Origin of the sequence: Streptomyces sp. NPDC050422, assembly GCF_044458665.1 — a bacterium.
Classification (GTDB): Bacteria; Actinomycetota; Actinomycetes; order Streptomycetales; family Streptomycetaceae; genus Streptomyces.
Genome location: NZ_JBITIE010000006.1, coordinates 155,624 through 180,145, shown reverse-complemented (window position 1 = coordinate 180,145; position 24,522 = coordinate 155,624). Strand labels below are relative to the sequence as shown.

The following is a 24,522-nucleotide window of genomic DNA, read 5'->3' as shown; positions in this document are numbered from 1 at the left end:
GCCCCCTACGCGACCCAGCAGTAGACGTTCTGGCCCTGGTGCCGGGCATTGCGGACGAGAGCAGCCAGATCACCCAGGATCACGCAGGCGATCTCCTTGTCGACAACCTCGCCCTCCTCCGCACGCTGCAAGGCCCAAGCGCCGGCGGCATCCTCCCACTCGGACCGCTCGGCCTCGGCGAGAGCTGCCGACAGGCGGGGCGAGATCGCGAAGACGACGCATCCGTCATCGCCCTGGCCGGCGACGGGACGAGGCTCACCGGCTTCGAGGAGTTCCTCGAAGCTGCCGCCGGCAAGAAGGCACTGCCACTCGACCACAGCTTCTTCGGGATCGAAGTTCCCGAAGGAGAGCGACTCGAATGCGCGCTGTGGCCCGGTCTGGAGAATCAGTGCCGCTGACGCGTCATCCGGAGCGGCGAAGAACTCGGCGATGATACTCACCCGGACATCATGCCGGACCGTCCACGACCGCGATCGCCCGGACAGGTCCCGGCGGCTGCGCCGGTTCTCGACCGGGTAGTTGATCTGCCGTTCCAGCCGGACTGCGAGCAACCGAACAGCCGAGGGCAACGGGCCTCGATGCCCGAGTCAGGTGCAGGCGTGCCGAGTTGGGTCATACGCGGTCGCGCCGCGGGGGCGGTGGCTGCAGCTGTTGCCGGACAGGTCTTACGCAAAGGGGCGCGCGCCTGCGACGAGTAGGACCGGGGCGCGGTGCACACGCTCGACGCCGTCAGTGGCACGCCATGAACACCCGTTCCACAAGCGGGTGTTACCGGGCGGCGGCCTCGTGAGGGTGCCGGAGTAACGAGACGGCGATCGGTGTACGTAATCTGTCCTGGATGCATCGCGATTCGGGTCACACGCGATACATGTTGTCAGGTACGGGGGAGTTCCCATGAGGCACCGTCATCTCGTCGGGGCGGTCCCCTTCGGCGTAGGTATCGGCCTCGGCGTAGCCGCTGGGGTGGTGGGATTCATCGCCGGTGGACGAATGAGCGGCGGGGCAAAGGGTCTGGACCCGGCGCTGTGGACCGTGCGCCAGGAGTCGCACTCCTCGCTGCAGTAGAAGGCCCGCCTCTGGGCCTTCGGGTCCGAGGTCCACCCAGGATGTGGCCTTCAGTGCTGCGCGCCCAGCCACTTCTTCGCGTAGCCACACGGGCGCCCTATAGTTGTCCTTATGAGTCGCTGGACGGATTTGGCCGGGAAGGCGTCCGGAGAGGACTACGCCGCACGCTTCGCGACCCTGGCTCGTAGTGGCAAGAACGTGCACGGTGAGGCGCGGTTCTGTGCAGCTCTCGTGCCTGTCGGGGCACGGGTGCTGGATGCCGGGTGCGGCACCGGACGCGTCATGATCCGGCTCGCGGAACTCGGATACGACTGTGTCGGGGTGGACCTGGACGCGTCGATGCTGGCAGTGGCGCGGAAGCAGGCGCCTGGACTGCCCTGGTTCCAGCTCGACCTGGCCGAGTTCGAGCCTGCCCTGCTCGGCATTGCGGGAGGCTTCGACCTTGTCGTTGCTGCGGGCAATATCTTCCCGCTGCTCACCCCCGGCACGGAGGCCACGGTGGTTGAGCACCTGTCCGCGGCACTGCGTCCGGGCGGCCTGCTGGTCGCCGGCTTCGGCTTGGACGAAGCGCACCTGCCGGTGCCGCCCAACCTCACACTTTCGGATTACGACGACTGCTGCGCAGCGGCCGGACTCGCCCTCGTCGACCGGTTCGCCACCTGGGATGCCGACCCCTACGACGACGGCGGCGGTTACGCCGTCAGTGTCCACCGTCGGTGAGGGCGTGCCGGGCGTCTGCTCCGAAGCTTCGCCATGGCGGGGATGTCAGCTGAGTTCCGGGCGAAGCGGCCCTGAGCCGGAGGAAGGCTCCCCCGGCCCGACCGGCGCACTCCTTGAGGCCGTGCCGCCCGATCGGCATGCGCGTGGCCAGGCCGTGCCGGGCGCCTTGTGGAGAGGGAGCGTCGTGCTCTCAGGCGCCAGTGGTTGAAGGCGTTCTTCTCGTTCTCCGGTCTGTGATGTGGAGCGTGCGGCGGCTGTCGCACATGCAGTTGTTGGCGACACGGGCGACCCGGCCGAGGCGCTCGCCTCAATCACCCGAATCGCCGGACCGGTGGCGTCCTGGGTGCTCCCCGGCCATGGCGCCCCTGACGCACCTCATCGGCAGCGGCAAGCGAGGCGGTCAGGAAGAGCTGACTGCGCCCCGGACGTCTCCGACGGCGAGACCGTCGTCGGGCGAAGGTTCGACCGGTTCCCTGCGTCAGCCCGAAGGTGTTCCCCAGGCCCCTTCGCGCAGCAGCCGCAGACCGTTGAGGCCGACGATGACTGTGGAGCCCTCGTGACCCAGGACGCCCAGGGGGAGCGGCAGATGACCGGCGAGGTCCCAGACGACGAGCACCGAGATGAAGATCCCCGCGATGCAGAGGTTCTGCACCACCAGCCCCCGCGCGCGGCGGGAGAGCTGGATGACCTTGGGTACGGTGGTGAGTTCGTCGCGCACGATGACGGCGTCCGCGGTTTCCAGGGCGAGGTCGGAGCCCGCGCGGCCCATGGCGATGCCGCAATGGGCGGCGGCGAGGGCGGGCGCGTCGTTCACGCCGTCGCCGATGACCAGTACCTTGCGTCCGGCCGCCTCGTGTTCGCGTACCGCAGTGACCTTGTCCTGAGGCAGCAGGCCGGCTCGTACGTCGGTGATGCCGACCTCGGCCGCCAGGCGGGCAGCCGCACGTGGGTTGTCACCGGTCAACAGCATCGGGGCGCTGCCCGTGAGTGCGGTGAGAGCGGAGATGGTGGCGGCGGCATCGGGGCGGAGCCGGTCGGCGATGCCGAGCACGCCTGCCGGACGGTCGTCGAGCAGGACGAGTGCGGCGGTGTGGCCGCTCTCTTCCAGTTCGGAGACCGTGGCGAGCGCCTCCGCGTGTGAGGGGAGGCGGGCGGGGGCTCCGACGGAAACCGCGACTCCCCGAACGGTCGCGCTGACGCCGACGCCCGGGACGGAGGTGAAGTTCTCAGCGATGGGGATGTCGAGACCGCGGGTGTGGGCGGCGTCGACGACGGCACGGGCCAGTGGGTGCTCGCTGGGGTGCTCCGCCGCTGCCGCCGAAGTCAGGAGTTCGTTCTCCGTCAGACCACTGTCGGGCAGCGGGCGGATCGCGGTGACGCGGGGCGTGCCTCCGGTCAGAGTGCCGGTTTTGTCGAGCGCGACGGTGTCGGGCCGGCCCAGACGCTCCATCACGACGGCCGACTTGACCAGTACGCCATGGCGTCCGGCGTTGGCGATGGCGGAGAGCAGCGGAGGCATGGTCGCCAGCACCACGGCACACGGAGAGGCGACGATCATGAAGGTCATGGCCCGCAGAAGGGCATCGGTCAGGTTGGAGCCGAAGGCCTGCGGGATGCCGAATACGGCAAGGGTCGCGACCACGAGACCGAGGGAGTAGCGCTGTTCGACCTTCTCGATGAAGAGCTGGGTCGGTGCCTTGGTCTCGGATGCTTCCTCGACCATGGCCACGATCCGGGCGATCGCGGAGTCGGCGGCGTCCCGTTCGACCTCCACGCGCAGGGCGCCGGTGCCATTCAGTGTGCCGGCGAAGACGGCGTCGCCCGGCTGCTTGGCGACAGGCAGCGGCTCTCCGGTGATGGTCGACTGGTCGACATCACTGTTCCCGGACAGGACGAGGCCATCGGCGCCGATGCGCTCGCCGGGCCGGACCAGGATCGTGTCACCGACCACCAGCTCTGCTGTGGGCACCGTCTCTTCGCCATTGCCCCCTGTCAGTCGTGTGGCGGTCGAGGGCGCGAGGTCGAGCAGGCCGCGTACCGAATCCTGGGTGCGGGCAGTGGCCAGGGCCTCCAGAGCTCCGGAGGTGGCGAAGATGACGATCAGGAGGGCTCCGTCCATCACCTGGCCGATCGAGGCGGCTCCGATGGCGGCGACGATCATCAGCAGATCGACGTCCAGGGTCTTCTCCCTCAGGGCCCGCAATCCGGCCCGGGCCGGCTCCCAGCCGCCGGTCGCATAGGCGACGGCATACAGCGGGCCCCAGGCCCAGGCCGGGGCGCCGGTCAGCTGTAGGGGCAGCGCCACCAGGAAGGCCATGGTGGCCAGGGCGGCCCATCGTGCCTCGGTGAGGGCGAATACGCGTGTGGGCCGGCGCGGCCCGGCGGGTGGAGCGCCCGGTGGTGCCTGGTCCTGGCGCTGTGTCACGGCAGACAGCATGCGGGAGCAACCCTTCGAGGCACGGGAGGAGCGACGCTCACCACGATACAGGAATACATGAACACCTTTTCATGCATCCTGGCTACGATGGGCCCATGGGCCATGGAGTCGACGACAAGAGCACCGCCACCACCCGCGAACGACTCGACGTCGTAGGTGTCGCGGATGTCGCGGCCACCCTTCAGGCACTGGCAACACCCTCACGGCTGTGGATCCTTGCCCGTCTCCAGGAAGGTCCTTGCTCGGTCGGGGATCTGGCCGCGGCGGTCGGCATGGAGCAGTCGGCCTGTTCGCACCAGCTGCGGCTGCTGCGCAACCTCGGACTGGTCGCGAGCGAACGCAACGGGCGCTCCGTCGTCTACGCCCTCTACGACCACCACGTTGCCGAACTCCTCGACCAGGCGCTCTTCCATGTCGAGCACCTGAGGCTCGGCCTGCGCGACGCGGCCCCGGAGGCATGACCGCGCGGCTCCGGAGGCGCGACCGCGCGGCTCCGGCCGTCGCCACCTGCGGGGCCTGCGCCCTGCACGTGCTGGTGATCTGCGGGAAGGACGGGTTCTCTGCTTCGGCAGATCGTCCACGGGTGGGGACGCCGGACGGTTCGACGACTTCCCCGATACTGCGACCGGCGGCGCCCTGTACCCAACTTGCCTTCGGTGCCGCCGGATCGGAAAAGGTTCAATAGCGAGATGAGCCAAGGTTCACCTGATGCCCGACGATGCTCACCTCCACCCCGTCCTCGTCGGCGCGGGCGGCGGTGAAGTCGGCGCCGCTCGGGAGACCGACCGACCACGCCAGGTTTTCCCGCTCGATGCCCGGAATGTTCAGGGTGAGTTCTCCGGCTTGCGCGAGAAGTGTCCCCGTACCGTTCACCGCCTTCCCGCCGGCCGTGCCCGAGATCTTGATGTGTGCTGCCTGGCCGCTCGATCCAGAGGCTTTCGAAACGGTCAGCGGGCCACCACCGCCGACCAGTCGCGTCACCGCTCCGGACAGTTCCTTGTAGGAAAGGGTCAGGGTGCCAGTGGCGAGATTCGCCTCAGCGCTGCGGGCGGTCAGCGAGTTCACCGTCACACCGTTCAGGTCGAGGTGGAGACGTTCAATATGCAGGTAACCGCCCCGTGCGTTGGTCGTGCTGTCGACCAAGAACCTGCCCGCATCCAGTGTCACGTGATCAAGGGTGCCGCCGGCCACCTGGGTGAGGAAGGGGAATCCCTTGATGGACAGGTCCAGATGTCCGTCGGTGGTGTTCGCGTAGCCGTACTTCTCCTTCGCGAGCTGAGTGACCTCCTTGTCCGCGTAGTGCACGGCTATCCGGTCGACAGCGGTGAAGAGTACGGCCAGCACGACCACCGTGATGGCCAGGACCTTCACCCATCTACGACTCACGTCACTTCCTCCATGCGATCACTCATTCGATTTTGGCGTCGTGATCGTGCGTCGCGCGGGGCGCGCCGAGGGGGTGCTTTGCGAAGGGATTGCCTCACCGAACAAGATCCGTGACCTACTTCATGAGCGTCAGAATGCGTGCACCCCAGCGATCCGGCGGCTGTTGTGAACGAGGTTGGGTGGAGTCCAGGGGCAGCGACTTGGACAACGGTCGCTCGGGTTGCGGCAAGGCCGGTCGGCCTGTGCGACTTCACCGCTAGGCGCCGCCCTCCGGAACGATCAGCCCTGTCTCGTACGCGAGGACCACGGCCTGTACACGGTCGCGGAGGTCCAGCTTCGACAGGATGCGGCCGATATGCGTCTTGACCGTGGTCGGGCTGAGGAAGAGGCGCTCGGCGAGTTCGGCATTGCTGAGGCCGGTCGCCAGCAGGCGGAGCACCTCGAGCTCGCGCGGGGTCAGGCCCGTCAGTTCGCGGTGTACGGAGGTGGTCCCTGGCTCCTCACGGCAGGCGAAGCGCTCGATCAGGCGGCGGGTGATCGAAGGTGCGAGGAGGGCATCGCCGGACTGCACCAGTCGTACGGCGGCCACCAGGTGCTCGGGGCTGACGTCCTTCAGCAGGAAGCCGCTGGCGCCGGTGGTGAGGGCGGCGTAGACGTAGTGATCCAGGTCGTACGTGGTCAGGATGATGACGCGGGTGTTGTCCTGGCCGTCGGCGAGGATCCGCCTGGTTGCTTCGATGCCGTCCATCCGGGGCATCCGGATATCCATGAGAACGACATCGGGCCGCGTGCGGCGGACCGCGGCGACCGCCTCGGCTCCGTCGGCCGCTTCGGCCGTCACCTCGATGCCGTCCGCGGCCAGGATCATCCCGAAGCCCGTTCGTACCAGGGCGTGGTCGTCGGCGACGACGGCGCGCAAGCCCGGCCGGTTCATGCGGTCCTCCAGGAGACACGGGCCTTGACCCGGTAGCCGCCGGCAAGGGTCGGCCCGGCTGCCAGTTCGCCGCCGTAGACCGCCAGCCGCTCACGCAGTCCGATGAGGCCGCTGCCGTTGCCTTCCGCCGGTACGGCCTCTCGTCTGCCGCCGGTGTCAGCGATCTCGATCTCCAGCCAGTCCTCGGCGTAGCCGATCATCACGGATGCCTCGGCGTCGGGGGCGTGCTTGATCGTGTTGGTCAGCGCCTCCTGGACGACGCGATACGCCGCGAGGTCCACCCCGGGCGGCAGCGGTTCCGGCGGCAGCGTCACGGCGACACGCACCGGTGTCCCGGCGGCGCGTACCCGCTCCACCAGGGTGTCGAGCTGCCCCAGCCCGGGCTGGGGCTCGAAGCCGTCGGGCCGCTCGTTGGCCGGAGCCGCCAGCAGGCCCATCACATGGCGAAGTTCGGACATGGCGGCCCGTCCTCCGGCCTCGACCGCAAGCAGCGCTGACTTCGAGCGCTCGGGCGCCGCGTCCATCACTTTGCGTGCCGCGCCCGCCTGAATCACCATCACGCTCACATTGTGGGTCACGACATCGTGCAACTCGGCGGCGATCCGGGACCGTTCCTCCTCGACGGCCCGGCGCGTGCCCTCTTCCTGGGCCTGCTGCAGCTGTGCGTAGCGGTCCTGGCTCGCACGTAACTGCCGCTGCCAGAACCGGACGAGGCTGGCCACCACCCCGGCGATCAGCAGCACGACCGCCGGGCTGGACCAGCCCGGCAGGATGGGCTCCGTCTCCCGGAACGCGAGGCCGGCCAGCACAGCGGCGATGACCATTCCGGCCATCGCCCGCATCCGGTAGCGACTGTGCACGACGGCGCTGTACGCGCCGATGACGCAGGTCACCATGTTCATCCAGGACGCGTCGTCGACCATGACCAGGGTCGCGCACATCACTACGGAGAAGGCCGCCAGCGGATACCGGCGCCGGGCCGCCAGCGGCAGCGACGAGAGCACGACGAAGGGCCAGATCACTGACGCGTGCTCCGGCTCCCGTACGACGATGGGTCGTTCCGGCCCCGGGGGCGCGAAAGCATCCCTGTCGATCCGGACGAGGTGTCCGGCGTCGGGATAACGCGCGACCCAGTACAACGCAACGACGGTCAGCACGAGGGCCAGCACCACATCGAAGCGCACTGCCGTGGACGACACCGGAGCAGGCCGGGGATCCGGGCGTAGCGCATCGCGCAGCTGCCCGGCCCACCGACGCCGTTCCTCCGTCTCCATCAGCACATTGTGCGGCTCTTCCGCCCCGATGCACGTCCGTCTTCCTGACCAGGCCGCCGTCCCGCGGGCGTACGTCGCAGGGATGACCCCGCGGCCGGATCCTCCGAGCGGAGGGCGGATGTCGGTGCCGCGGAGGACGCGCTCCACGTGCACGCGCCCCTAAGTTCGCCGGGCCGGCCAGGACATGCGCACTCTCTCGACCGTAAGGACGGACAACCCCCATGACTCACGTGATCGAACTGCGGGGCGTGGCCAAGCGCTACGACAGAGCCGGCGCTCCTGCGCTCGGACCCATCGACCTCAGCGTCGCCGAGGGCGAGGCACTCGCCGTGACCGGTCCCTCCGGCAGCGGCAAGTCCACCCTGCTCAACCTCGTCGCCGGCCTGGACAAGCCGACCGAAGGTGCCGTGACCGTGGCCGGGCGGCGGATCGACCAGCTGAGCGAACACTCCCTGGCCCGCTTCCGCCGCGAGCAGATCGGCATGGTCTTCCAGTTCTTCAATCTCCTCGACGACCTCACCGTCGCCGACAACATCCAGCTTCCCGCCCAGCTGACCGGGACGGCGAGGAAGAAGGCGGCGGTCCGCGCCGGTGAGCTCATGGAGGTGCTGGGCATCTCCAAGCATGCCCGCGCCTACCCGGGCCGGCTCTCCGGGGGCGAGCGCCAGCGGGTCGCGGTGGCCAGGGCGCTGGTCAACCGGCCCGCACTGCTGCTCGCCGACGAACCCACCGGTGCGCTCGACACCGCCTCGGGCCAGGACGTACGGGAGCTGCTGGTGGATCTGCACCGCGGCGGGCAGACCATCGTGCTGGTCACGCATGATCTGGCACTGGCGGAGTCCTGTGCCGGCCGCACCATCCACCTGGTCGACGGGCACCTCGCGCTCGACACGCACACCCAGGCCGTCCGATGAGCAGCGCTCTCGGCCGGGTCGTGCGCTCCGGGGTGGGCCGACGCCGGGTGCAGACCGTGGTGATCGCCATCGCCACGATGATGGCCGTGGCCTCGGCGGTGGTCGCCGGGTCGCTCATGGTCGCCGCGGACGCCCCCTTCGACCACGCCTTCGCCAAGCAGCGCGGGGCGCACATCACCGCGCAGTTCGACCCGGCCGAGGTGAGTGCGGCGCAGCTCGTGGAGACCGGACAGCTGCCCGGGGTCAGCGCGAGCGCGGGCCCTTTTCCGACGACGACGATCCGCCCGGTGGACGAGCGAGGAGGTCACCTGACGCCGCTGACGCTGGTCGGACGGACCGGTCCGCAGAGCAAGGTGGACGATCTGAATCTGAAGTCCGGCCGATGGGCCGCGAAGCCTGGCGAGATCGTGCTCACCGCGTCCGTCGCCGGACCTGACTTCGAGCTCGGCACGGCCCTGAAGGCCTCGGACGACGCGAACAGCCCGAGCCTGACCGTCGTCGGTCTCGCCATCTCCGCCGCCAGGACCGCCGACGCCTGGGCGGCCCCCGCCCAGGTCAGCGCGCTGGCCTCGAAGGCCGGCCCGGAAACCAGCCAGATGCTCTACCGCTTCGACTCCGCGGGGACGAAGGGGCAGATCGCCGCCGGCCGCAAGCAGCTCGCCGCCGCCGTACCCTCAGGCGCGCTGGTGGGCACCCGGTCCTGGCTGGACGCCAAGCGGGCCGCCGACCGGGGCGCGGCTCCGACCATCCCGTTCCTGATCGCGTTCGGTGTGCTGGGCATCATCATGTCGGTGATCATCGTCGGCAGCGTGATCAGCGGCTCGGTGGGCACCGGTCTGCGCCGGATCGGCATCCTCAAGGCCATCGGCTTCACCCCGCGCGAGGTCGTCCGGGCCTATGTGGCCCAGGCGCTGATTCCGGCCGGCGCGGGCATCGCGCTGGGCGTCGTCCTGGGCAACCTCCTCGCCATGCCGCTGCTGGCGGACACCGAGTCGGTGTACGGCACCGCCTCGCTCTCCGTCGCCTGGTGGGTGGACGTACTGGTGGTGGCCGTCACCATGCTCGTCGTCGGCGTCGCGGCGCTGGTCCCCGCGCTGCGGGCCGGCCGGCTGCGTACCGTCGAGGCCATCGCGGTCGGCCGGGCCCCACGTACCGGGCGCGGCCAGTGGGCACACCGGGCGGCGGGACGGCTGCCGCTGCCGCGGGCGGTGACGTACGGCCTCGCGAGCCCCTTCGCCCACCCCGTCCGCGCGCTCGCGCTGCTCCTCGCGGTGGCCTTCGGGACGGTCGCGGCGACCTTCGCGCTGGGGCTGACCTCGTCCCTCAACGCGGTCGGCGCCGCGGCGGACCCCGAGGAGCGGGCCGAGGTCACCGTCATCGCCGACAGGCCGGAGGGCGGCCAACCCCCGCCCGGCGGCCGGCCGGCTCCGCACGCCGACCCGGCCGAGGTGCGCGCCGCCATCGAGGCGCAGGCCGGCACCGCTTCGTACTACGGCCTGATGCAGGACGACGTCATCGTGCCCGGGATCTCCGGCACGGTCAGGGCCGGCTTCTACCAGGGCGAAACGGGTTCCGGCCGCTACGAGATGATCTCCGGCCGCTGGTTCGCGGCACCGGGGGAGGCCGTGGTGCCCACCGGCTTCCTGGAGCGCACCGGCTCCAGGATCGGTGACACGGTCCAGGTGACCTACGAGGAGCAGACGAAACCCCTGAAAATCGTCGGTGAAACCTTCGACACCTCGGACGACGGCCTGCACCTCACCATGGACCTCGCCACCTTCACCGGGGCCGAGCCCCAGGACTTCCTCATCGACGTGAAGCCGGGCGTCTCCTCCGCCGACTACGCGCAGAAGCTGAACTCGGTGGTGCAGCCGCTGGGCGCCGATGTCATGGCCAACTCCCCATCCGAAGGGGAGAACATGATCCTGATCCTGAACGCGATGGCGGTGCTGCTCACCCTCATGCTGGTCTCGGTCGCGGGCCTCGGGGTGCTCAACTCCGTGGTCCTCGACACCCGGGAACGCGTGCACGACATCGGCGTCTGCAAGGCGCTCGGCATGTCCCCGCGGCAGACCGTGAGCCTCGTGCTCGCCTCGGTGGCCGGGATCGGCGTGCTCGGAGGCCTGATCGGCGTCCCGGCCGGGTACGCGCTGCACGGCTATGTGCTGCCGGTGATGGGGCACGCGGGGGGCACCAATCTGCCGCCGTCGATCCTCGATGTGTACGAGCCTTGGCAATTGGTCCTGCTGGGGCTGGCCGGCGTCGCCATCGCGATGCTGGGCGCGATGCTTCCGGCGGGCTGGGCGGCCAGGGCCCGTACGGCAACGGCGCTGCGCACGGAGTAGGCGTGCGGTTCCCGGAAGGGGCAGGCGTGCGGTTCTCAGGTGGGGTAGGCGTGTGTCTGCGTCGCCTTCACCGTCGCCCAGACCGCCGCGCCCGGGTGCAGGTCGAGTTCGGCGGCGGCGACTGTGGTCAGGTCGGCGGTGAGAGGGAGCTCTCCGGTGAGGTCGGCGCGGATCTGGTCCCCGTGGGTCTCCAGGCCCGCGATCTCGCAGTGCCAGAGGTTGCGGGCGCTGGCGCCGGCGGGCCGGTCGCGGTGGAGGGTGACCGCGTTCGGGGGGAAGGCCACGAAGACCGGGCCGGACAGGGCCTCCGTGGTGGTGATGGCGGGGCCGGCGTCGAGGCGGACGGTGTGGCCGTCGGCTGCACCCCGGTAGAGGTTCAGGCCGACCAGCTGGGCGATGTAGTCCGTGCGGGGGTGGCGGGCGATGTGGGAAGGGGCGCCCTCCTGGACGACCCGGCCGTCCTCGACCACGACCAGGCGGTCGGCCAGCACCATGGCGTCCAGCGGATCGTGTGTGACCAGGACGGCGACGGCCTCGAACTCGGCCAGGTGCCGCCGGAGTTGCGACCTGACCTCCAGGCGGGTGCGGGCGTCCAGCGCGGCCAGGGGCTCGTCCAGGAGCAGCAGGCGCGGGCGGGTGGCCAGTGCGCGTGCCAGGGCGACACGCTGCGCCTGGCCACCGGACAGGCCCCGCGGCTTGGCGCCGGCGTGGTCCGCGAGACCCAGGCGGTCGAGCCACTCGGCCGCCAGGACCCGGGCCGCCGCCTTGGACGCGCCGTGGCAGCGCGGCCCGAAGGCCACATTGTCCAGCGCGGTGAGGTGCGGGAAGAGCAGGTAGTCCTGGAAGACGACGCCGACCGGGCGCAACTCGGGCGGCGTACGGTCCAACACCGCTCCGTCCAGCCGCAGATGACCGCCGGTGAGTGGGGTCAGGCCGGCGAGAGTGCGCAGGGCAGTGGTCTTGCCGGCGCCGTTGGGGCCGAGCAGTGCAACGACTTCGCCGGGTGCGACGGTCAGCGTCACATCGAGACGGAAGGTGCCGCGCTCGACGACGAGGTGGGCGTCGAGGCCCTCTTGGGGCGTGTCGGAGCGGGCGTTGCGGGCCTCTTCGGACGTGGCGGAGTGGGCGTTGCGGGCGGAATCGGAAGCCTTGGTCATCTTGCGGTCATCCAACGGTCGCGCAGGCCGGCCAGCACTGCGATGGACACCGCGAGCAGGACCAGGCTGAGGGCGATGGCCGCCTCGGGATCGCTCTGCAGAGCCAGGTACACGGCCAGCGGCATGGTCTGGGTCCGGTCCGGGAAGTTGCCGGCGAAAGTGATCGTCGCGCCGAATTCGCCCAGGGCGCGGGCCCAGGCCAGCACAGCGCCCGCGGCGATGCCCGGTGCGATCAGCGGCAGCGTGACCCGGCGGAAGGCCGTGAAGCGGGAGGCGCCGAGGGTGGCGGCAGCCTCCTCGAAGCGCGGGTCGGCGGCGCGCAGGGTGCCCTCGACGCTGATGACGAGGAACGGCATCGCGACGAACGCCTCCGCGATCACGACGCCCGCTGTGGTGAACGGCAGGGTGATCCCGAACCAGTCGTCCAGCGTCTTCCCGACGATGCCGTTGCGGCCGAGTGCCATCAGCAGTGCCACACCGCCGACCACGGGGGGCAGGACGAGCGGCAGCGTGACGAGGGCCCGCACGAGGCCGCGGCCGGGGAACTCGACGCGGGCCAGCAGCCAGGCCAGCGGTACGCCGATGACCAGGCTCACCGCGGTGGCGGCGGTCGCGCAGACCAGGGACAGCCGGAGCGCCTGCCACACCTCGGCGCTGGTCAGCAGCTCGGGCAGGCTGGTCCAGGGGGCCCGTACGAGCAGTGCCACCAGCGGCACGATCAGGAATGCGAGGCCGATCAGTGCGGGCACCAGCAGCGGCAGTGGTACGCCTCGGCTTCCGCCCGTCCGGACAGGCCGCCGCCGCTCACCCGGGCGGGTACCGGTGGCGGCGGCTCCGGACCTGTCGAGCTTCGTCACGGCTTGAGGAACCCGGCCTCGGTCAGGATCTTCTGGCCCGCGGAGGACTGCACCATGGCGATGAACGCCTTGGCAGCCCCGGCGTTCTTCGTGTCCTTGAGCTGGACGATCGGGTAGTCGTTGACGGCGTCCGCGGACTCGGGGAAGTCCACGCCCTCCACCTTGTCGCCCGCCGCGTGGACATCCGTCTTGTAGACGACGGCCGCGTCGGCCTCCTTCAGCTCGACCTTGGTCAGAGCGGACTTCACGTCCTGCTCGTAGGAGACGGGGGTGAGCTTGAGCTTGCCGGCGTCGAGGGCCTTCTGAGCGGCGGCGCCACAGGGCACCTCCTTGTCGCAGAGGACCACCTTGAGGCTGGAGTCCGTGAGGTCCTTGAGAGAGGCGATCCTGTCGGGGTTGCCCGGCAGGGTGGCGATCTCCAGTTGGTTGCGGACGAAGGTGGCGGGTGTGCCGGATGCGTCGCCCGCAGCGGTAACGATCTTCATCGTCCTGGGACTGGCCGAGGCGAACACGTCGGCAGGGGCGCCGCCGGTGATGCTCGCGGCGAGGGAGTCGCTGCCGCCGAAACTGAAGGTGACCTTCGTGCCGGGGTGCGCCTTCTCGAACTCCTTGCCCAGCGCCGTGAAGCTCTCCTTGAGGGAGGCGGCGGCGAACACGGTGACCGTCCCGGACACCTTCTCCGACGCGTCGGATGCGGAGGAGCCCGATGCCGTCGACGAGGAGTCGTCGGACGACGAACAGGCGCTCAGAGCCAGCAGGGCGGCGGCTCCTGCACCGGCCACCTGAAGCGTCCGGCGGGTCCTGAGCGCGGTACGGGTCATCACGGGCCTGCTCCCTCTTGTCCTGACGGACACAATCACCTGCGGTCCTGACGGACCATCTACGGTTTCTCGACGACCGCGTGGGTCGACTTGATCACGGCAACCGCCGGGACGCCGGGCTCCAGGCCTCGGTTCAGTGCGGCGGCGTCCCGCTCCGGTAGGCAATGCTGTGCAGATGATACTGCCGCAGGTGCGAGGTAAAAGTCTCCTGTTGCTTCGCATGAGTCGGGATCATGAATGCAATGGCTGGTATGTGCGTTTGTACGGGGCGACGTATCAACGTTGTACGAGTGGACGGCGGGTACTCCGTGCGCCGGCGCCAGGAAGAGGGCCGGAGGGCCGCACGATCGACCCCGAGGACCTGCCCCCATCTCGCTCTGTCGGCCGCGCGGGGTGAGCCGGCCGCGGGCTCACCCCGGGGGCCGGGTCGGGGTCACAGCAATCGGTCGACCAGCCCGTCGACGTACTCCGGGGTGAGCGGCCCCATGCCGAACAGGACGCGGATGTACATCGGGGCCAGGATGTGGTCCAGCACGCCGAACGCGTCGGGTGCGGGCTCGCCGCGTTCGCGGGCGCGATCGAGCATGGACTGCAGTTGCCGGGTGCGTTCGGCGCGGAGGTCCTCACCCGCCTGCCGGCCCTGCTGATCGTTGCTCGACAGGGCGACGGCCAGGCGCAGCACCATCAGACCGTCGGGTCCGGTGATCTCGCGGGCCACTTGGGCCGCGTAAGTGCGCAGGTCGCCGGCCAGGCTCCCGGTGTCGGGCATCGGTGACTGCGCGTTGAGGCGGGTGAGCGCCACGTCGGTGAGCAGGGTTTCCAGGTTGCCCCACCGGCGGTAGATGCTGCTGTCGGCCACACCCGCACGGGCTGCGACCTCGCCGACGCTGAAGTTGCCGTAGCCGCGTTCGCCGATCAGGTCGGCGACGGCCTGGTGCACCTCCGCGCCGACGCGGGCGCTGCGCCCGCCGGGCCGCCGGGCTGGTTGTTGCTCGTTCATGCCCCCACCTTAACGCAGTGAGTACTTGCGTTTGTGGGTAACCCTCCCTACAGTCCCCTAACGCAGTCAGTGACTGCTTTAGGGCGCCCAGGGGCTGATTGCATCGGCCGTGGAGGCGCAATCAACGATGGAGAGGGTCCTCATGGCCGCATCGCCTGCGCCCGTAGGCAGTCGACCGAACCGGGCCGTGCTGCTCACGGTGACGTGCCTGGGCCAGTTCATGGTCCTGCTCGACAACACGATCGTCGGAGCGGCGCTGCCCGACATGCAGCACCGGCTGCACACTCAGCTGACCGGTCTGCAATGGATCGTCGACGCGTACGTACTGCTGGTCGCCATGCTGCTGATGTCCGGCGGTGTCTTCGCCGACCGGTTCGGTCGCAAGCGGGTGTACCTGACCGGCGTGGCGGTGTTCACCATCGCGTCGCTGCTGTGCAGCCTCGCGCCCTCGGTCGGCTGGCTGGTCGCCGGCCGGGTACTGCAGGGCATCGGGGCCGCGGCGCTGAGCCCCGCCTCGCTCGCCCTGCTCGCCGCCGCCTATCCCGTACCGCAAGAACGGATGAAGGCGATCGGGCTGTGGGCCGGACTCAGCGGAATCGGTCTGGCCGCAGGCCCCGTGGCCGGTGGCGTGCTGACAGAAGCTTTCGGCTGGCCCGCCATCTTCCTGGTCAATCTGCCCATCGGCGTGGTCCTTCTGCTGGTCGGTCTGCGCAGCCTTGAAGAGACCCGCAATCCGAGCGCCCCCGCCATCGATGTCCCGGGGACGGTGCTGTCCGTTCTGGGGGTGGGCGCGCTGACCTACGGGCTGATCGAGGGTGGTGCCCGCGGCTGGACGGCCCCGGTGATCCTGGGCAGCTTCACCGCCGCGGTGGTCCTCCTCGCCGCCTTCGTCGCCGTCGAAGCGCGTCGTCCTTCGCCGCTGCTGCCGCTCCGGCTGTTCCGGCAGCGCCTGTTCACCGTGTCCAACACCGCCATGGTCGTGGTGGGCTTCGCGCTCATGGGTTCGTCGTTCTTCTTCTCCCAGTTCTTCGTGTACGTCCAGGGCAGCTCGATCCTGCGCGCCGGCGTGCAGACCTTGCCGATGTCCCTCGGCATGGTGATCGTCAGCCCGTACGCGGGCCGGCTTGCCGCCCGGTACGGCTTCCGCATCGTGGTGACCGCCGGCCTGGCTCTGGCCGGTCCGGGACTGCTGGCCCTCGGGATGGTGCACGCCGACACCGGCTACGGGAACGTGTGGTGGCGGCTGGGAGTCGTCGGCACCGGCTTCGCCCTGACCATGTCCCCACTGACGGGAGCCGCCATCCAAGCAGTCAGCGCGCACGAAGGCGGCCTCGCGTCAGGTATCAGCAGCACCACCCGGCAGATCGGCGCGGTGCTCGGCGTGGCGGTACTCGGAGCCGTCGTCCGCGCTCGGCAATCCAGCGGCGCCTCCTTCGAGGCCGGCCTCAACAGCGCCTTCCTCGCTGCCGGCGCCGTCACCTTGGCCACTGCCGTGTTCACGGGCCTGTGGCTGGCAAAGTCCAAGCCCGCGAAAGGCTCCACGGCACCACGGCGTTCCACCGATCCAGGTGCGGTCTCCGTCTCGAACGAGGCGCCCGCGAAAAGCCATTGACGGCGACACCGAGCTCGGCCGACAGGCGGTCACGGCCCGTGACCGCCCGACCGGCATCCGGCCTGTCCCCGCACCACACGTCAGCCGTGGCGGTGCGCTGCGCCGGAGGCTCCGCCGAAGAGGCGACCGATCGCACGGAACGGCAGGCTCACCACCGTGGCGACCGCGCTGCCGATCGAACGGAAAACGTCTGCGATTGCCTGCAACATGGAACTCTCCCTTCCTACCGGCCCGCCCCGCTCTCAGTGCAGGGAGTGGGTCGCGTAGCCGAGCGTCCTCGTCGCGTACCCCTGCTTCCCACGGGGAAACGGGCCCCTGCCCGCCCGCCTTTCGTGTGCGGGGGCGCAGCCCACGGTCTGCAGCAGTCCGTCGTCTACCTCGCCGATCTCCTCGTACCGCTGGAGTCCGCGGTCCTTGATGATGTCGAGCGAGGAGTGGTAGTCGACCAGGTTCCTCGACACGGTCCACGCCTGTTCCGTCTCGGTCAGCTGGGTCACGTCCGGCGGTGCACAGCCTTCGGGCTCGCCGGAGGCTGCGCAGGACAGTCGAAAAGCTCGGCGTGCGACGGCGAGTGCCGCGGGTTGATCTCCAGCAGCGAGACGTCGTCGGTCCCTTGGGGTCGTAGATGTACTCAATGCTGAAGGTGGCGGAGTCCATGCCTATCTGTCGGATGGTCCGCTCGCTCACCTCGTGCAAATGTCTGAAGAGAGCCGGCCAGTGCCCGGGGGCGCTGTTAACAAGCCGTACACGCAGGGGCGTTGCTCCGCGACCGCGTTGATCATAGGCTCGCCGTCGGCCTATTGACGTGTCCGCGACCAATTGTGGGCATGTTCCGTGCTCCGTTGCGCACCCTCGGCGGGGGCGGGGGCCGAGCGCGATCGGTACCACCCGAACCATGCCTCACCACCACACCGGAGGAGCATGTGAAAGTACGTCGCACGGCAGCCCTGGCTGCCTCGGTCCTTGTCGCCACCCTCGCCCTGACCGGTGCGCTCGCCGGTCCCGTCACACCAGCCCTCGCGGCGGAGCCGGCCGCGGTAGCCGGCACCTCCGCCCCCTCCGACCCCATCACCCACGAGGAGAACGACCGCGTCCCCGAGGGCGCCGTCTGGAGCCAGCACTACTTCCCCTCGTCCGACCGCTCCGGCACCGAACTGCACGCCGACGTCCTGTTGCCCGAAGGGCTGCCGAAGGGTGCGCGGGTACCCGTCATCCTGTCGGTCGGTCCCTATTTCGGGCACTCCGGGCAGACCGGCCCGGAGGGCTGGAGTCACACCGGCCCCTCGTCCCGCTTCCAGGACTTCATCGAGGGCACGGACCTCTTCGCCCGCGGCTACGCCTTCGTCATGGTGGACCTGCGCGGCTTCGGAGGCTCCACCGGCTGCCTCGACTGGGCGGGCCCCGGTGAACAGGCGGACGTCCGGGCGGCCATCGACTGGGCGGCGGACCGGTCGTGGTCGACCGGCGCCGTAGGCATGTACGGCAAGTCCTACGACGCCTCCACCGGCCTCATCGGCAACGACCTCGACCAGCGTGCCCTGAAGGCGGTCGTCGCACAGGAACCGGTCTGGGACATGTACCAGTACATCTACTCCAACGGAGTGCCACGCCCCAATGTCACCGGCACGGCCAACGCCTACAACTCCATAGCCACGATGGGCGCGTTGGCGGACGACGACTCCCGGTACCAGGCCAACGCAGCCTACGAGCAGGCCCATCCGGAGTGCCTCACCCAGAACACCGCGGGCTACCGGACGACCGATCAGCAGAGTCGCTACTGGACCTCCCGCGACCTGGCGAGGAAGGCCAAGGGCACCGACACGCCACTCTTCGTCACCCAGGGCTTCATCGAGAACAACACCAAGCCCGAGGAGATGGAGGAGTACCTCGACAACCACAAGGGCCCCGAGCGCGGCTGGCTCGGCCAGTGGGAACACGTCCGCGGCGGCGACCGCACCTCCGACGGCCGCCTCTCCATGGGGCGCGAAGGGTGGTACGACGAGACGCTCTCCTTCTACGACCAGTACCTCAAGGGCAAGCGGCCCACGGTCTCGTACCCTGCCTACTCCGTGGAGGACTCCACCGGTACCTGGCGTGCCCAGCGCACCTGGCCCGGTGAGTCGCGGACGGTGAACGTCGCGCTCGGCAGCGGTGCGTACGTGGACGACGGGGGCGCGTCGGCACGCGGGGCGGCGGCCGGGGACGGCGGCCCGACGCTGCGGCCCTCCGCGCAGCCGTCCGGCGAGTGGGACCTGGAGAACGCCCCCTCCCTGGACCCGGCCGCACCGAAGGCACTGGCCGCGGGCGCGGCCCGGCTGCAGGCCGCGGGCGAGGTGACGTCCAGCTTCTTCGTCCGGTCCGAACCCGTCGCCCGGGCGGTCCGCGTCACCGGTACCCCCCGGCTCTCCCTGACCACGAAGGGTGAGGGCAACGTCATGGTGAAGCTGTACGACGTCGCCCCGGACGGCAGCGCCGTCATGTTCGACGAGCAGGTGTCGCTGGTCGACCGGGGACGGCTGACCGTCGACCTCAAGGCCACCGACTGGACACTGGCGGCCGGTCACGTCCTGGCCGTGGAGATCGGCTCCATCCAGACGGGTTCCTGGCGGGACACCCCCTCGGGCGAGACGATCAAGGTGAAGGACGCCCGGCTCGCACTGGCGCTGGACGACCCGGCGAACGACATCGCTACGGCCGGCGCCCGCTCGCCGTTCCTGGACACCTACCTGCGCCAGTACACGGTGCAGCTCCCCTCGGCGCAGGGGACGTTCCGGCTGCGGCCCGGGCGCTCCGACTGACCGAGACGGGGACCGGCGTGGCGGGCGGGGCATGGCTCGAAGCCCCGCCCGCCGCAGCCGGTGCCGGCCGACAACGGGCCCCATCGCCTTCGTCGCGCCGGCGTATCCGCTGGTACTGCTGGTGGGGGAGTCCAGACGGGGCCCCAGGCAGGATCTCCTGATCAGGGTGGCCCGGCCGGCGGCCCGCGAGCCGCTCCCGGGTGCCGCCCGGGGGCGCCCTGGCCACCCCGCTTTTCTCTGCCGCACTGCCCTGCGGCTAGTTTGTGTGCAGGACAGATACGCGGGCCCGTGGCGGCAGAGGGTGCACGGGGAACGGAAGGTCGGGAAGAGTGTCGCTGCGCGCAGGTGATCCAGCCGAAATCGGCGGCTATCCGCTTGAGGCGCGGCTCGGTTCGGGTGGCATGGGCACGGTCTTCCTGGCCCGTACGAGCTCGGGGCGACCTGTCGCGATCAAACTGATCCACCAGCAGTTCGCGGGGGACGACGAGTTCCGCATCCGCTTCCGGCAGGAGGTGGCGGCGGCGAGGCGGGTGAGCGGCGCGTTCACCGCCGCCGTGGTCGACGCTGCGCCCGAGGCCGAGCACCCATGGATGGCGACGACGTACATCGAGGGGCACACGCTCGCCCAGCACATCGCCGCGAAGGGCCCGCTGAACGGAGCGGAGCTGAGGAGGCTCGCCATCGGGCTGGCGGAGGCGCTGCGCGACATCCACCGCGTGGGGGTCGTCCACCGCGATCTGAAACCCTCGAACGTCGTGCTCTCGCCCGAGGGCCCGCGCGTCATCGACTTCGGCATCTCGCGCGCCGCGGACCAGCAGACGCTGACGATGACGGGGCGCGTCATCGGTACGCCGCCGTTCATGTCGCCCGAGCAGTTGCAGGCGCCGCGTGGTGTGGGTCCGGGGTCCGATGTCTTCTCGCTGGGGACACTGCTCGTGTACGCGGCGACGGGCCACGGGCCCTTCGACGCGGACAGTCCCTACATGACGGCGTACCAGGTGGTGCACGAGGAGCCGTCACTGGATGCTGTTCCGACGGCCCTGCGCGCGGTCGTCGAGTCGTGCCTGGACAAGGAGCCCGGGGGGCGTCCCTCGGCAAACGAACTCCTCGTGCTGCTACGGGACCTGCCGGCCGACCTGGGCGGGTCCGAAGCGAACAGGATGAGCGCGGGCCGTACCCGCGACATGATCACCCAGCATCACCTCGCTACGCCGGCCCCCCGGACCGTCACCCCGGCCGGTGCCGGTACAGGGGGCACCGGAACCTCCATCGGCGCCCGTGTGCCTCGCCGATGGCGCTCCGTGCTCGCGGCCGCGGTCGCGGTCGCAGCGATCGGCGGGGGAGTGGCCGCACTCAATGCGGGCGGCTTCGGGGAGAACAGCGACGGTGACAAGAACACCGGCGTCGCGGCAGCGGGTGCGACAATTCCGGCAGGCTTCCGGCCCTGGCACAAGACCGTGCCGGGCGGTCGCGAGGACGTCCCCGACGAGCTGCGCTGCATCGCGCACGGCGACGCGCTTTTCTGCGGGGGCGGCGGTGTTGTCGCGACCCGTATCAGCACCCTTGACGGCTCGCGGGGGTGGACGGTGAACGCCCCGGGAATCCCCGTCCAGGGCATGCACCTGGTGGGCGCCACCGACGACACGGTGCTCGGTTACCGCTTCGCCGCCGAGGACGCCCCGCAGGACCCTCCCAGCGAAGTGGTGGCCGTTGACGCGGACACTGGCCGGGAGTTGTGGTCCGTGCCGTCCGGCGCCCAGTCGCAGGCCGTCACGGGACGGTCCCAGGACGCCCTTGTGGTCGGCTCCGCCGTCGTGACGGTCGACGCCTCCAACTCCGGTTTCGAGGCCCGGGACGCGCACAGCGGTGACGTCGCCTGGCGGACCTCGTTCCCCGCGGACACCCAGTGCGCTCCCGTTCCGGCGGGCCCTCAGCTCTTCGCGATGTGCGCGGCGAACGCGGAGGTGGACGCCTCAGAGGTGCGCCACCCCACCCTCTACCCGCTCGACCGCGCCTCGGGGGAACTGGGCGGGCCCATCGCGCTCGACGGCCCCGCCGTGCCGATGGGCGTCGCCAACGGCGGGCTCGTACTCCTTCAGGAGCGCACGGAGGGAGCGGCGTGGGTCGGCTACGACGGGGTGGCGCGAGTCGACCCCGTCTCGCGGAAGGTCACGTACTCCCGGCTGGCCAAAACGTATGCGGGGACGCCCGGCATGGCGGGCGGCACGCTCTACGTGAGCGGGCAGACCGGCCTCGTCACGGCGCTCGACCCCGCGACCGGCCGGAAGAAGTGGGCCCGCCAGACGAGCGTGGAGGGTGCGTCGGGCCCGGTGGCGGGCACCGACGCGCTGTACTTCAGCTCGGCCACCGGCCGGGTGGTCGCGCTGGCTCCGGGCAACGGCAAACTCCTGTGGACCACCGATCCGCAGGCCGACGGCCTGACGGGTGAGCAGGGCGCGAGCGCACGCGTGACCGTCGCGGGGCGTGCGGTGATCGTGGCCGCGGCCGACAACACTCTCTTCGCCTTCGACACGCAGAAGCCGCCGAAGGCAGGCTGACCCGGGCACCACCGGACGGCGCGGCCCCATGTCGCCGCCCCGCGACGAGGTGTCTGTCCTGCGCTTCGACTCAACTGCCCTCAGCCGAGACCGCGATGGGCGGCCCACAGCTCGCCGGCACGGTCGGCGGCGCTTGCGACCAGAGCCGCCAGCTCGGGCCTGTCCGGGACGGGGAAGGACACATATGCGCCCCGGCCACCACTGACCGGACGGCCGTACGCCTTTGCGGCGAGACGGCCGTCCGGGAGAAGCCGGACGTTGAGTGTGGTCAGGGTGAACGCTTCACCGCGTCGCGTGTCCGTCCAGCGGAGCTCCTGCGGGATTGTGATGTTGATCGCCAGAGCGCTCACTTCCAGGTCGCTGCTCATGGACGGATGATCTCACGCGAGTTGCCGCAGGCAACCGGTGCCGGGGCAGCGGGGCCGTGCCAACGGTGGGCGCGAGGACGTCGGACCGTGGACCCAGAGGGCTATCACTCCCCGGCCGGTGCGGGCCTTGACGGTCGGAATATGATCACGCCCATTGGCCAGGGGGCGGATCTTTTACGGCCTCTGGGGGCGACGCCGTGGGTGTCATCGTGGGTGCGATTGTTGCGGTTCTGGTCGTCGTGGGCGTGTGTGGATCGTTCGGACCTACAACCGGCTCGTGCGGCTGCGGAATCACGGCAGCCGCAACGAGGAGAACGAGCCCGACGCCACCTACCGCTGGGCCCCCGCTTCAGGCCAGGAGGGGGGCCACGCGAGGATCTCCGGTCATTGACCGCCAGTGGCCGCGTAGTGGAGGAGGAAGAGGGCCTCGACGTGGGCCATGTGCTCGATCTCGGTGGAAACGACGCTCTCGTCGGGTGCGTGGGTGAGGCACTGGGGCGTCGGTGCCGGGCGGGATGCGCAGGGAGGTACGGGCGGGGGTGGTGAGGTGCATGACGATGTTGTCCCTTGCCGTCGGCGGCGCCACGGCCGGACCAGCGGCCGTCGCGTGCGGTCAGCACGAAGGACGAGGCGATCGCCCGGCGCTTGTAGTCAGCGACGGCCTTGCCGTCGGCCGTCGCGGAACGAGGGTGCGGCGACCGGCCGGTTCAGAGGCCGCTGACCTTGGCGCTCGCCGACAGCTCGTAGACGAAGGTGACTGTGCGTCGGCCGCCCGGCGGGAGGGTGACGTCCCAGCGGGCGATTCCCTCGGCATCGACCAGGTCGGGCGCCGGGGAGCACGCGTCCTTGTGCAGGCGTACGGTCACCGCCGAGACCTCGGAGACGGGGACGCGTTCCCGAAGGGCTACCACTGTGTCGTCGTGCTCACCGGGGGCGGAGAACCGGGACAGGTGCAGCCGGACCGTACGGGTGACCACGGTGCGCTGGGTGAGTCCCGAGGAATCGCGGGACTCCTCCGCGTGCCGGACCACCCGGTAGTCGTCGCGGCTGCCGAAGGCCAGCTCGGCGGGGGAGCCCGGGGCGGTGAAGTCCAGCGTGCCGCGGCCGCTGAACCCGCTGCCCCGGATGAGGTCCACGGGCCCGGCGAGCAGCGCGTGGCCGGACAGGTTGTCGAACCGCACGACCTGGGTGACCAGGGGGGACAACTCCGGCGAGCAGGCGTACTCGCTCCCTGCCGCCGTGGTGAACGCCGAGAGCGGCACCCGGTGAGCGAGGCCGTCACCGGGGACCGAGACCGGTGCGGGGGACCTCAGCACCCGGGCCTTGCCGCCGTCGTCCACCCCGGGCAGGCCGACCACCGTGGCCGGTCCGAGGGAGCCGATCTCCTCCTCGCGCAGCTCGACGTCGACCGTGCGGCGCTCCGCCGCGGAGCGGTCCCTGAGCGTCAGCCGGTCCTCGTCCAGCCGTGGTGGCTCGGTGGCCATCGCCGAGCGGGCCGTCGACAAGGTCAGCCGTACGCCGGACCAGTCCTCCCCGGTGCGCTGCCAGACCACCGCATCGGTCTCCAGCGTCAGGGCTTCCCCGTCCAACACGGCCCGGTAGGCGGGCCGCCACAGCGCACACGGGGTGAGATGGCTCAGGCGCAGCCCGACGGGCCCGGCCACGGCGGTCCTCACGGTCAGCTCGATGTACCCGAGCAGTTCGGCCGGTTCCTCCTCCGACAGGCTCAGTGCCCGCTGTACGTCCATGAGTTCGGCGGCCAGACGGGTCAGCCGGTGCTGCACGGTACGCAACTGCTCGGCGTGAGCGTCCCGTTCGGTGTCGACCCGGTCCAGCTCGCGGGACCAGCGCGACCGTTCCGTCTCTCCGGAGCCGGCGCCTTCGCCGATCTCCCGCAGCAGATCGCCGGCGAGGCGGCCGAGCAGGTCGAGGCGGGCATGCAGCCGGTCGCGGCGTAGTTCCAGCGCCTGCTGCTCCTCCCCGAGGGCGTGCGCCCGACGGCGCAGGGCGGAGTCGTCCTCCGCGGAGGGAAGCGGCTCGCGCGGCGTCCACGTGCGGACGATCCGCATGTCGAGCACCGTCGCGGGGTGGTCAGCGCTCAGCACGGCGTGGAGGGTCCGGTCGACGGCCAGCGCACTGACCGGCCCGAGACGCAGCCGCTGGACCCCCGCCTCCAGGTCGAGCACTACCGCGCGCTCGACGTGGGCGCGGTCCTCCAGGCAGGTGACGGCGGTGACCGGCAGGGCGATCGGCCTCGGCATGGTTTCCGTGGACAT

General features: G+C 70.4%; 21 protein-coding genes and 1 pseudogene. 8 read left to right on the top strand and 14 right to left on the bottom strand.

The genetic code is table 11. The features are described from left to right. Positions 1–5: 5 nt before the first annotated feature. Entirely contained in the window at positions 6–440 is a 435-nt protein-coding gene (locus ACIBJG_RS10680) for a hypothetical protein (RefSeq protein WP_399306688.1), read from the bottom strand. Positions 441–894: 454 nt separating this feature from the next. Between ACIBJG_RS10680 and ACIBJG_RS10675 the strand changes: the two genes are divergently transcribed. Beyond that, a complete protein-coding gene (locus tag ACIBJG_RS10675; RefSeq protein ID WP_399306686.1) occupies positions 895–1,065 on the top strand; it encodes a hypothetical protein in 171 nt (56 codons plus the stop codon). Positions 1,066–1,176: 111 nt separating this feature from the next. Next, positions 1,177–1,785 (top strand): class I SAM-dependent methyltransferase, encoded by a 609-nt coding sequence (locus ACIBJG_RS10670; protein WP_399306683.1) that lies wholly within the window; start codon positions 1,177–1,179, stop codon positions 1,783–1,785. Between the two features lie 478 nt (positions 1,786–2,263). On the opposite strand, the gene ACIBJG_RS10665 is transcribed toward ACIBJG_RS10670, so the two are convergent. After that, entirely contained in the window at positions 2,264–4,222 is a 1,959-nt protein-coding gene (locus ACIBJG_RS10665) for a heavy metal translocating P-type ATPase (RefSeq protein ID WP_399306681.1), read from the bottom strand. Between the two features lie 95 nt (positions 4,223–4,317). Here ACIBJG_RS10665 and ACIBJG_RS10660 point away from each other — a divergent pair, with 95 nt between their 5' ends. Then, positions 4,318–4,683: an ArsR/SmtB family transcription factor gene (locus ACIBJG_RS10660; RefSeq protein ID WP_399306679.1), complete on the top strand. Its 366-nt coding sequence runs from the start codon at positions 4,318–4,320 to the stop codon at positions 4,681–4,683. A 217-nt stretch (positions 4,684–4,900) separates the two neighbouring features. Here ACIBJG_RS10660 and ACIBJG_RS10655 read toward each other — a convergent pair whose 3' ends face one another. From ACIBJG_RS10655 to ACIBJG_RS10645, 3 genes are all read right to left on the bottom strand, one after another. Continuing rightward, on the bottom strand, positions 4,901–5,593 hold the full coding sequence (locus ACIBJG_RS10655; protein WP_399306676.1) for a DUF2993 domain-containing protein: 693 nt from the start codon (positions 5,591–5,593) through the stop codon (positions 4,901–4,903). Positions 5,594–5,864: 271 nt separating this feature from the next. Beyond that, positions 5,865–6,542, bottom strand: coding sequence for a response regulator (locus ACIBJG_RS10650; RefSeq protein ID WP_399306674.1), 678 nt, complete (start codon positions 6,540–6,542; stop codon positions 5,865–5,867). Continuing rightward, positions 6,539–7,816, bottom strand: coding sequence for a sensor histidine kinase (locus tag ACIBJG_RS10645; protein WP_399306671.1), 1,278 nt, complete (start codon positions 7,814–7,816; stop codon positions 6,539–6,541). Before ACIBJG_RS10645 ends, ACIBJG_RS10650 begins: the two co-directional genes overlap by 4 nt. A 221-nt stretch (positions 7,817–8,037) precedes the next feature. Here ACIBJG_RS10645 and ACIBJG_RS10640 point away from each other — a divergent pair, with 221 nt between their 5' ends. Together ACIBJG_RS10640 and ACIBJG_RS10635 are read left to right on the top strand one after the other, a co-directional pair. Then, positions 8,038–8,730 (top strand): ABC transporter ATP-binding protein, encoded by a 693-nt coding sequence (locus ACIBJG_RS10640; protein ID WP_399306668.1) that lies wholly within the window; start codon positions 8,038–8,040, stop codon positions 8,728–8,730. Next, positions 8,727–11,075, top strand: coding sequence for an ABC transporter permease (locus ACIBJG_RS10635; RefSeq protein WP_399306665.1), 2,349 nt, complete (start codon positions 8,727–8,729; stop codon positions 11,073–11,075). Before ACIBJG_RS10640 ends, ACIBJG_RS10635 begins: the two co-directional genes overlap by 4 nt. 35 nt (positions 11,076–11,110) lie before the next feature. Here the strand turns inward: ACIBJG_RS10635 and ACIBJG_RS10630 are convergent, their stop codons facing one another. The 4 genes from ACIBJG_RS10630 to ACIBJG_RS10615 form a co-directional block, all read right to left on the bottom strand. Beyond that, positions 11,111–12,232, bottom strand: coding sequence for an ABC transporter ATP-binding protein (locus tag ACIBJG_RS10630; RefSeq protein ID WP_399306662.1), 1,122 nt, complete (start codon positions 12,230–12,232; stop codon positions 11,111–11,113). Further along, positions 12,229–13,089: a molybdate ABC transporter permease subunit gene (modB, locus tag ACIBJG_RS10625; protein WP_399306659.1), complete on the bottom strand. Its 861-nt coding sequence runs from the start codon at positions 13,087–13,089 to the stop codon at positions 12,229–12,231. Before modB ends, ACIBJG_RS10630 begins: the two co-directional genes overlap by 4 nt. Continuing rightward, positions 13,086–13,910: a molybdate ABC transporter substrate-binding protein gene (gene modA, locus ACIBJG_RS10620; protein WP_399307207.1), complete on the bottom strand. Its 825-nt coding sequence runs from the start codon at positions 13,908–13,910 to the stop codon at positions 13,086–13,088. The genes modB and modA overlap by 4 nt, the downstream gene beginning before the upstream one ends. A gap of 433 nt (positions 13,911–14,343) precedes the next feature. Beyond that, on the bottom strand, positions 14,344–14,910 hold the full coding sequence (locus ACIBJG_RS10615; RefSeq protein ID WP_399306656.1) for a TetR/AcrR family transcriptional regulator: 567 nt from the start codon (positions 14,908–14,910) through the stop codon (positions 14,344–14,346). A gap of 142 nt (positions 14,911–15,052) precedes the next feature. On the opposite strand from ACIBJG_RS10615, the gene ACIBJG_RS10610 reads away from it, so the two are divergent. Continuing rightward, complete coding sequence (locus tag ACIBJG_RS10610) at positions 15,053–16,522, top strand: MFS transporter (protein WP_399306653.1); 1,470 nt, start codon at positions 15,053–15,055, stop codon at positions 16,520–16,522. An 80-nt stretch (positions 16,523–16,602) separates the two neighbouring features. On the opposite strand, the gene ACIBJG_RS10605 is transcribed toward ACIBJG_RS10610, so the two are convergent. From ACIBJG_RS10605 to ACIBJG_RS10595, 3 genes and pseudogenes are all read right to left on the bottom strand, one after another. Further along, positions 16,603–16,731, bottom strand: a complete 129-nt coding sequence (locus tag ACIBJG_RS10605; RefSeq protein WP_399306650.1) for an LPFR motif small protein — start codon at positions 16,729–16,731, stop codon at positions 16,603–16,605. A gap of 33 nt (positions 16,732–16,764) precedes the next feature. Further along, positions 16,765–17,019: a hypothetical protein gene (locus ACIBJG_RS10600; RefSeq protein ID WP_399306648.1), complete on the bottom strand. Its 255-nt coding sequence runs from the start codon at positions 17,017–17,019 to the stop codon at positions 16,765–16,767. Between the two features lie 47 nt (positions 17,020–17,066). Continuing rightward, positions 17,067–17,221, bottom strand: a pseudogene (locus ACIBJG_RS10595) (biotin carboxylase); the annotation flags it as partial. Between the two features lie 224 nt (positions 17,222–17,445). Here ACIBJG_RS10595 and ACIBJG_RS10590 point away from each other — a divergent pair. Together ACIBJG_RS10590 and ACIBJG_RS10585 are read left to right on the top strand one after the other, a co-directional pair. Then, positions 17,446–19,320, top strand: a complete 1,875-nt coding sequence (locus ACIBJG_RS10590) for a CocE/NonD family hydrolase (RefSeq protein WP_399306645.1) — start codon at positions 17,446–17,448, stop codon at positions 19,318–19,320. A 329-nt stretch (positions 19,321–19,649) separates the two neighbouring features. After that, the gene (locus ACIBJG_RS10585) at positions 19,650–21,878 is read left to right on the top strand and encodes a serine/threonine-protein kinase (RefSeq protein WP_399306642.1); all 2,229 of its coding nucleotides are present in this window, start codon (positions 19,650–19,652) and stop codon (positions 21,876–21,878) included. A gap of 80 nt (positions 21,879–21,958) precedes the next feature. On the opposite strand, the gene ACIBJG_RS10580 is transcribed toward ACIBJG_RS10585, so the two are convergent. Together ACIBJG_RS10580 and ACIBJG_RS10575 are read right to left on the bottom strand one after the other, a co-directional pair. Then, the gene (locus ACIBJG_RS10580) at positions 21,959–22,246 is read right to left on the bottom strand and encodes a hypothetical protein (protein ID WP_399306639.1); all 288 of its coding nucleotides are present in this window, start codon (positions 22,244–22,246) and stop codon (positions 21,959–21,961) included. 707 nt (positions 22,247–22,953) lie between these two features. After that, positions 22,954–24,522 (bottom strand): mucoidy inhibitor MuiA family protein, encoded by a 1,569-nt coding sequence (locus ACIBJG_RS10575; RefSeq protein WP_399306637.1) that lies wholly within the window; start codon positions 24,520–24,522, stop codon positions 22,954–22,956.

Bases quoted from the DNA above. Each gene is read 5' to 3' on its own strand.
- ACIBJG_RS10615 (WP_399306656.1), bottom strand. From the start codon at position 14,910: ATGAACGAGCAACAACCAGCCCGGCGGCCCGGCGGGCGCAGCGCCCGC.
- ACIBJG_RS10665 (WP_399306681.1), bottom strand. From the start codon at position 4,222: ATGCTGTCTGCCGTGACACAGCGCCAGGACCAGGCACCACCGGGCGCT.
- ACIBJG_RS10640 (WP_399306668.1), top strand. From the start codon at position 8,038: ATGACTCACGTGATCGAACTGCGGGGCGTGGCCAAGCGCTACGACAGA.
- ACIBJG_RS10580 (WP_399306639.1), bottom strand. From the start codon at position 22,246: ATGAGCAGCGACCTGGAAGTGAGCGCTCTGGCGATCAACATCACAATC.
- ACIBJG_RS10650 (WP_399306674.1), bottom strand. From the start codon at position 6,542: ATGAACCGGCCGGGCTTGCGCGCCGTCGTCGCCGACGACCACGCCCTG.
- ACIBJG_RS10630 (WP_399306662.1), bottom strand. From the start codon at position 12,232: ATGACCAAGGCTTCCGATTCCGCCCGCAACGCCCACTCCGCCACGTCC.
- ACIBJG_RS10660 (WP_399306679.1), top strand. From the start codon at position 4,318: ATGGGCCATGGAGTCGACGACAAGAGCACCGCCACCACCCGCGAACGA.
- ACIBJG_RS10635 (WP_399306665.1), top strand. From the start codon at position 8,727: ATGAGCAGCGCTCTCGGCCGGGTCGTGCGCTCCGGGGTGGGCCGACGC.
- ACIBJG_RS10610 (WP_399306653.1), top strand. From the start codon at position 15,053: ATGGCCGCATCGCCTGCGCCCGTAGGCAGTCGACCGAACCGGGCCGTG.
- ACIBJG_RS10645 (WP_399306671.1), bottom strand. From the start codon at position 7,816: ATGGAGACGGAGGAACGGCGTCGGTGGGCCGGGCAGCTGCGCGATGCG.
- ACIBJG_RS10575 (WP_399306637.1), bottom strand. From the start codon at position 24,522: ATGTCCACGGAAACCATGCCGAGGCCGATCGCCCTGCCGGTCACCGCC.
- ACIBJG_RS10670 (WP_399306683.1), top strand. From the start codon at position 1,177: ATGAGTCGCTGGACGGATTTGGCCGGGAAGGCGTCCGGAGAGGACTAC.
- modA (WP_399307207.1), bottom strand. From the start codon at position 13,910: ATGACCCGTACCGCGCTCAGGACCCGCCGGACGCTTCAGGTGGCCGGT.
- ACIBJG_RS10605 (WP_399306650.1), bottom strand. From the start codon at position 16,731: ATGTTGCAGGCAATCGCAGACGTTTTCCGTTCGATCGGCAGCGCGGTC.
- ACIBJG_RS10675 (WP_399306686.1), top strand. From the start codon at position 895: ATGAGGCACCGTCATCTCGTCGGGGCGGTCCCCTTCGGCGTAGGTATC.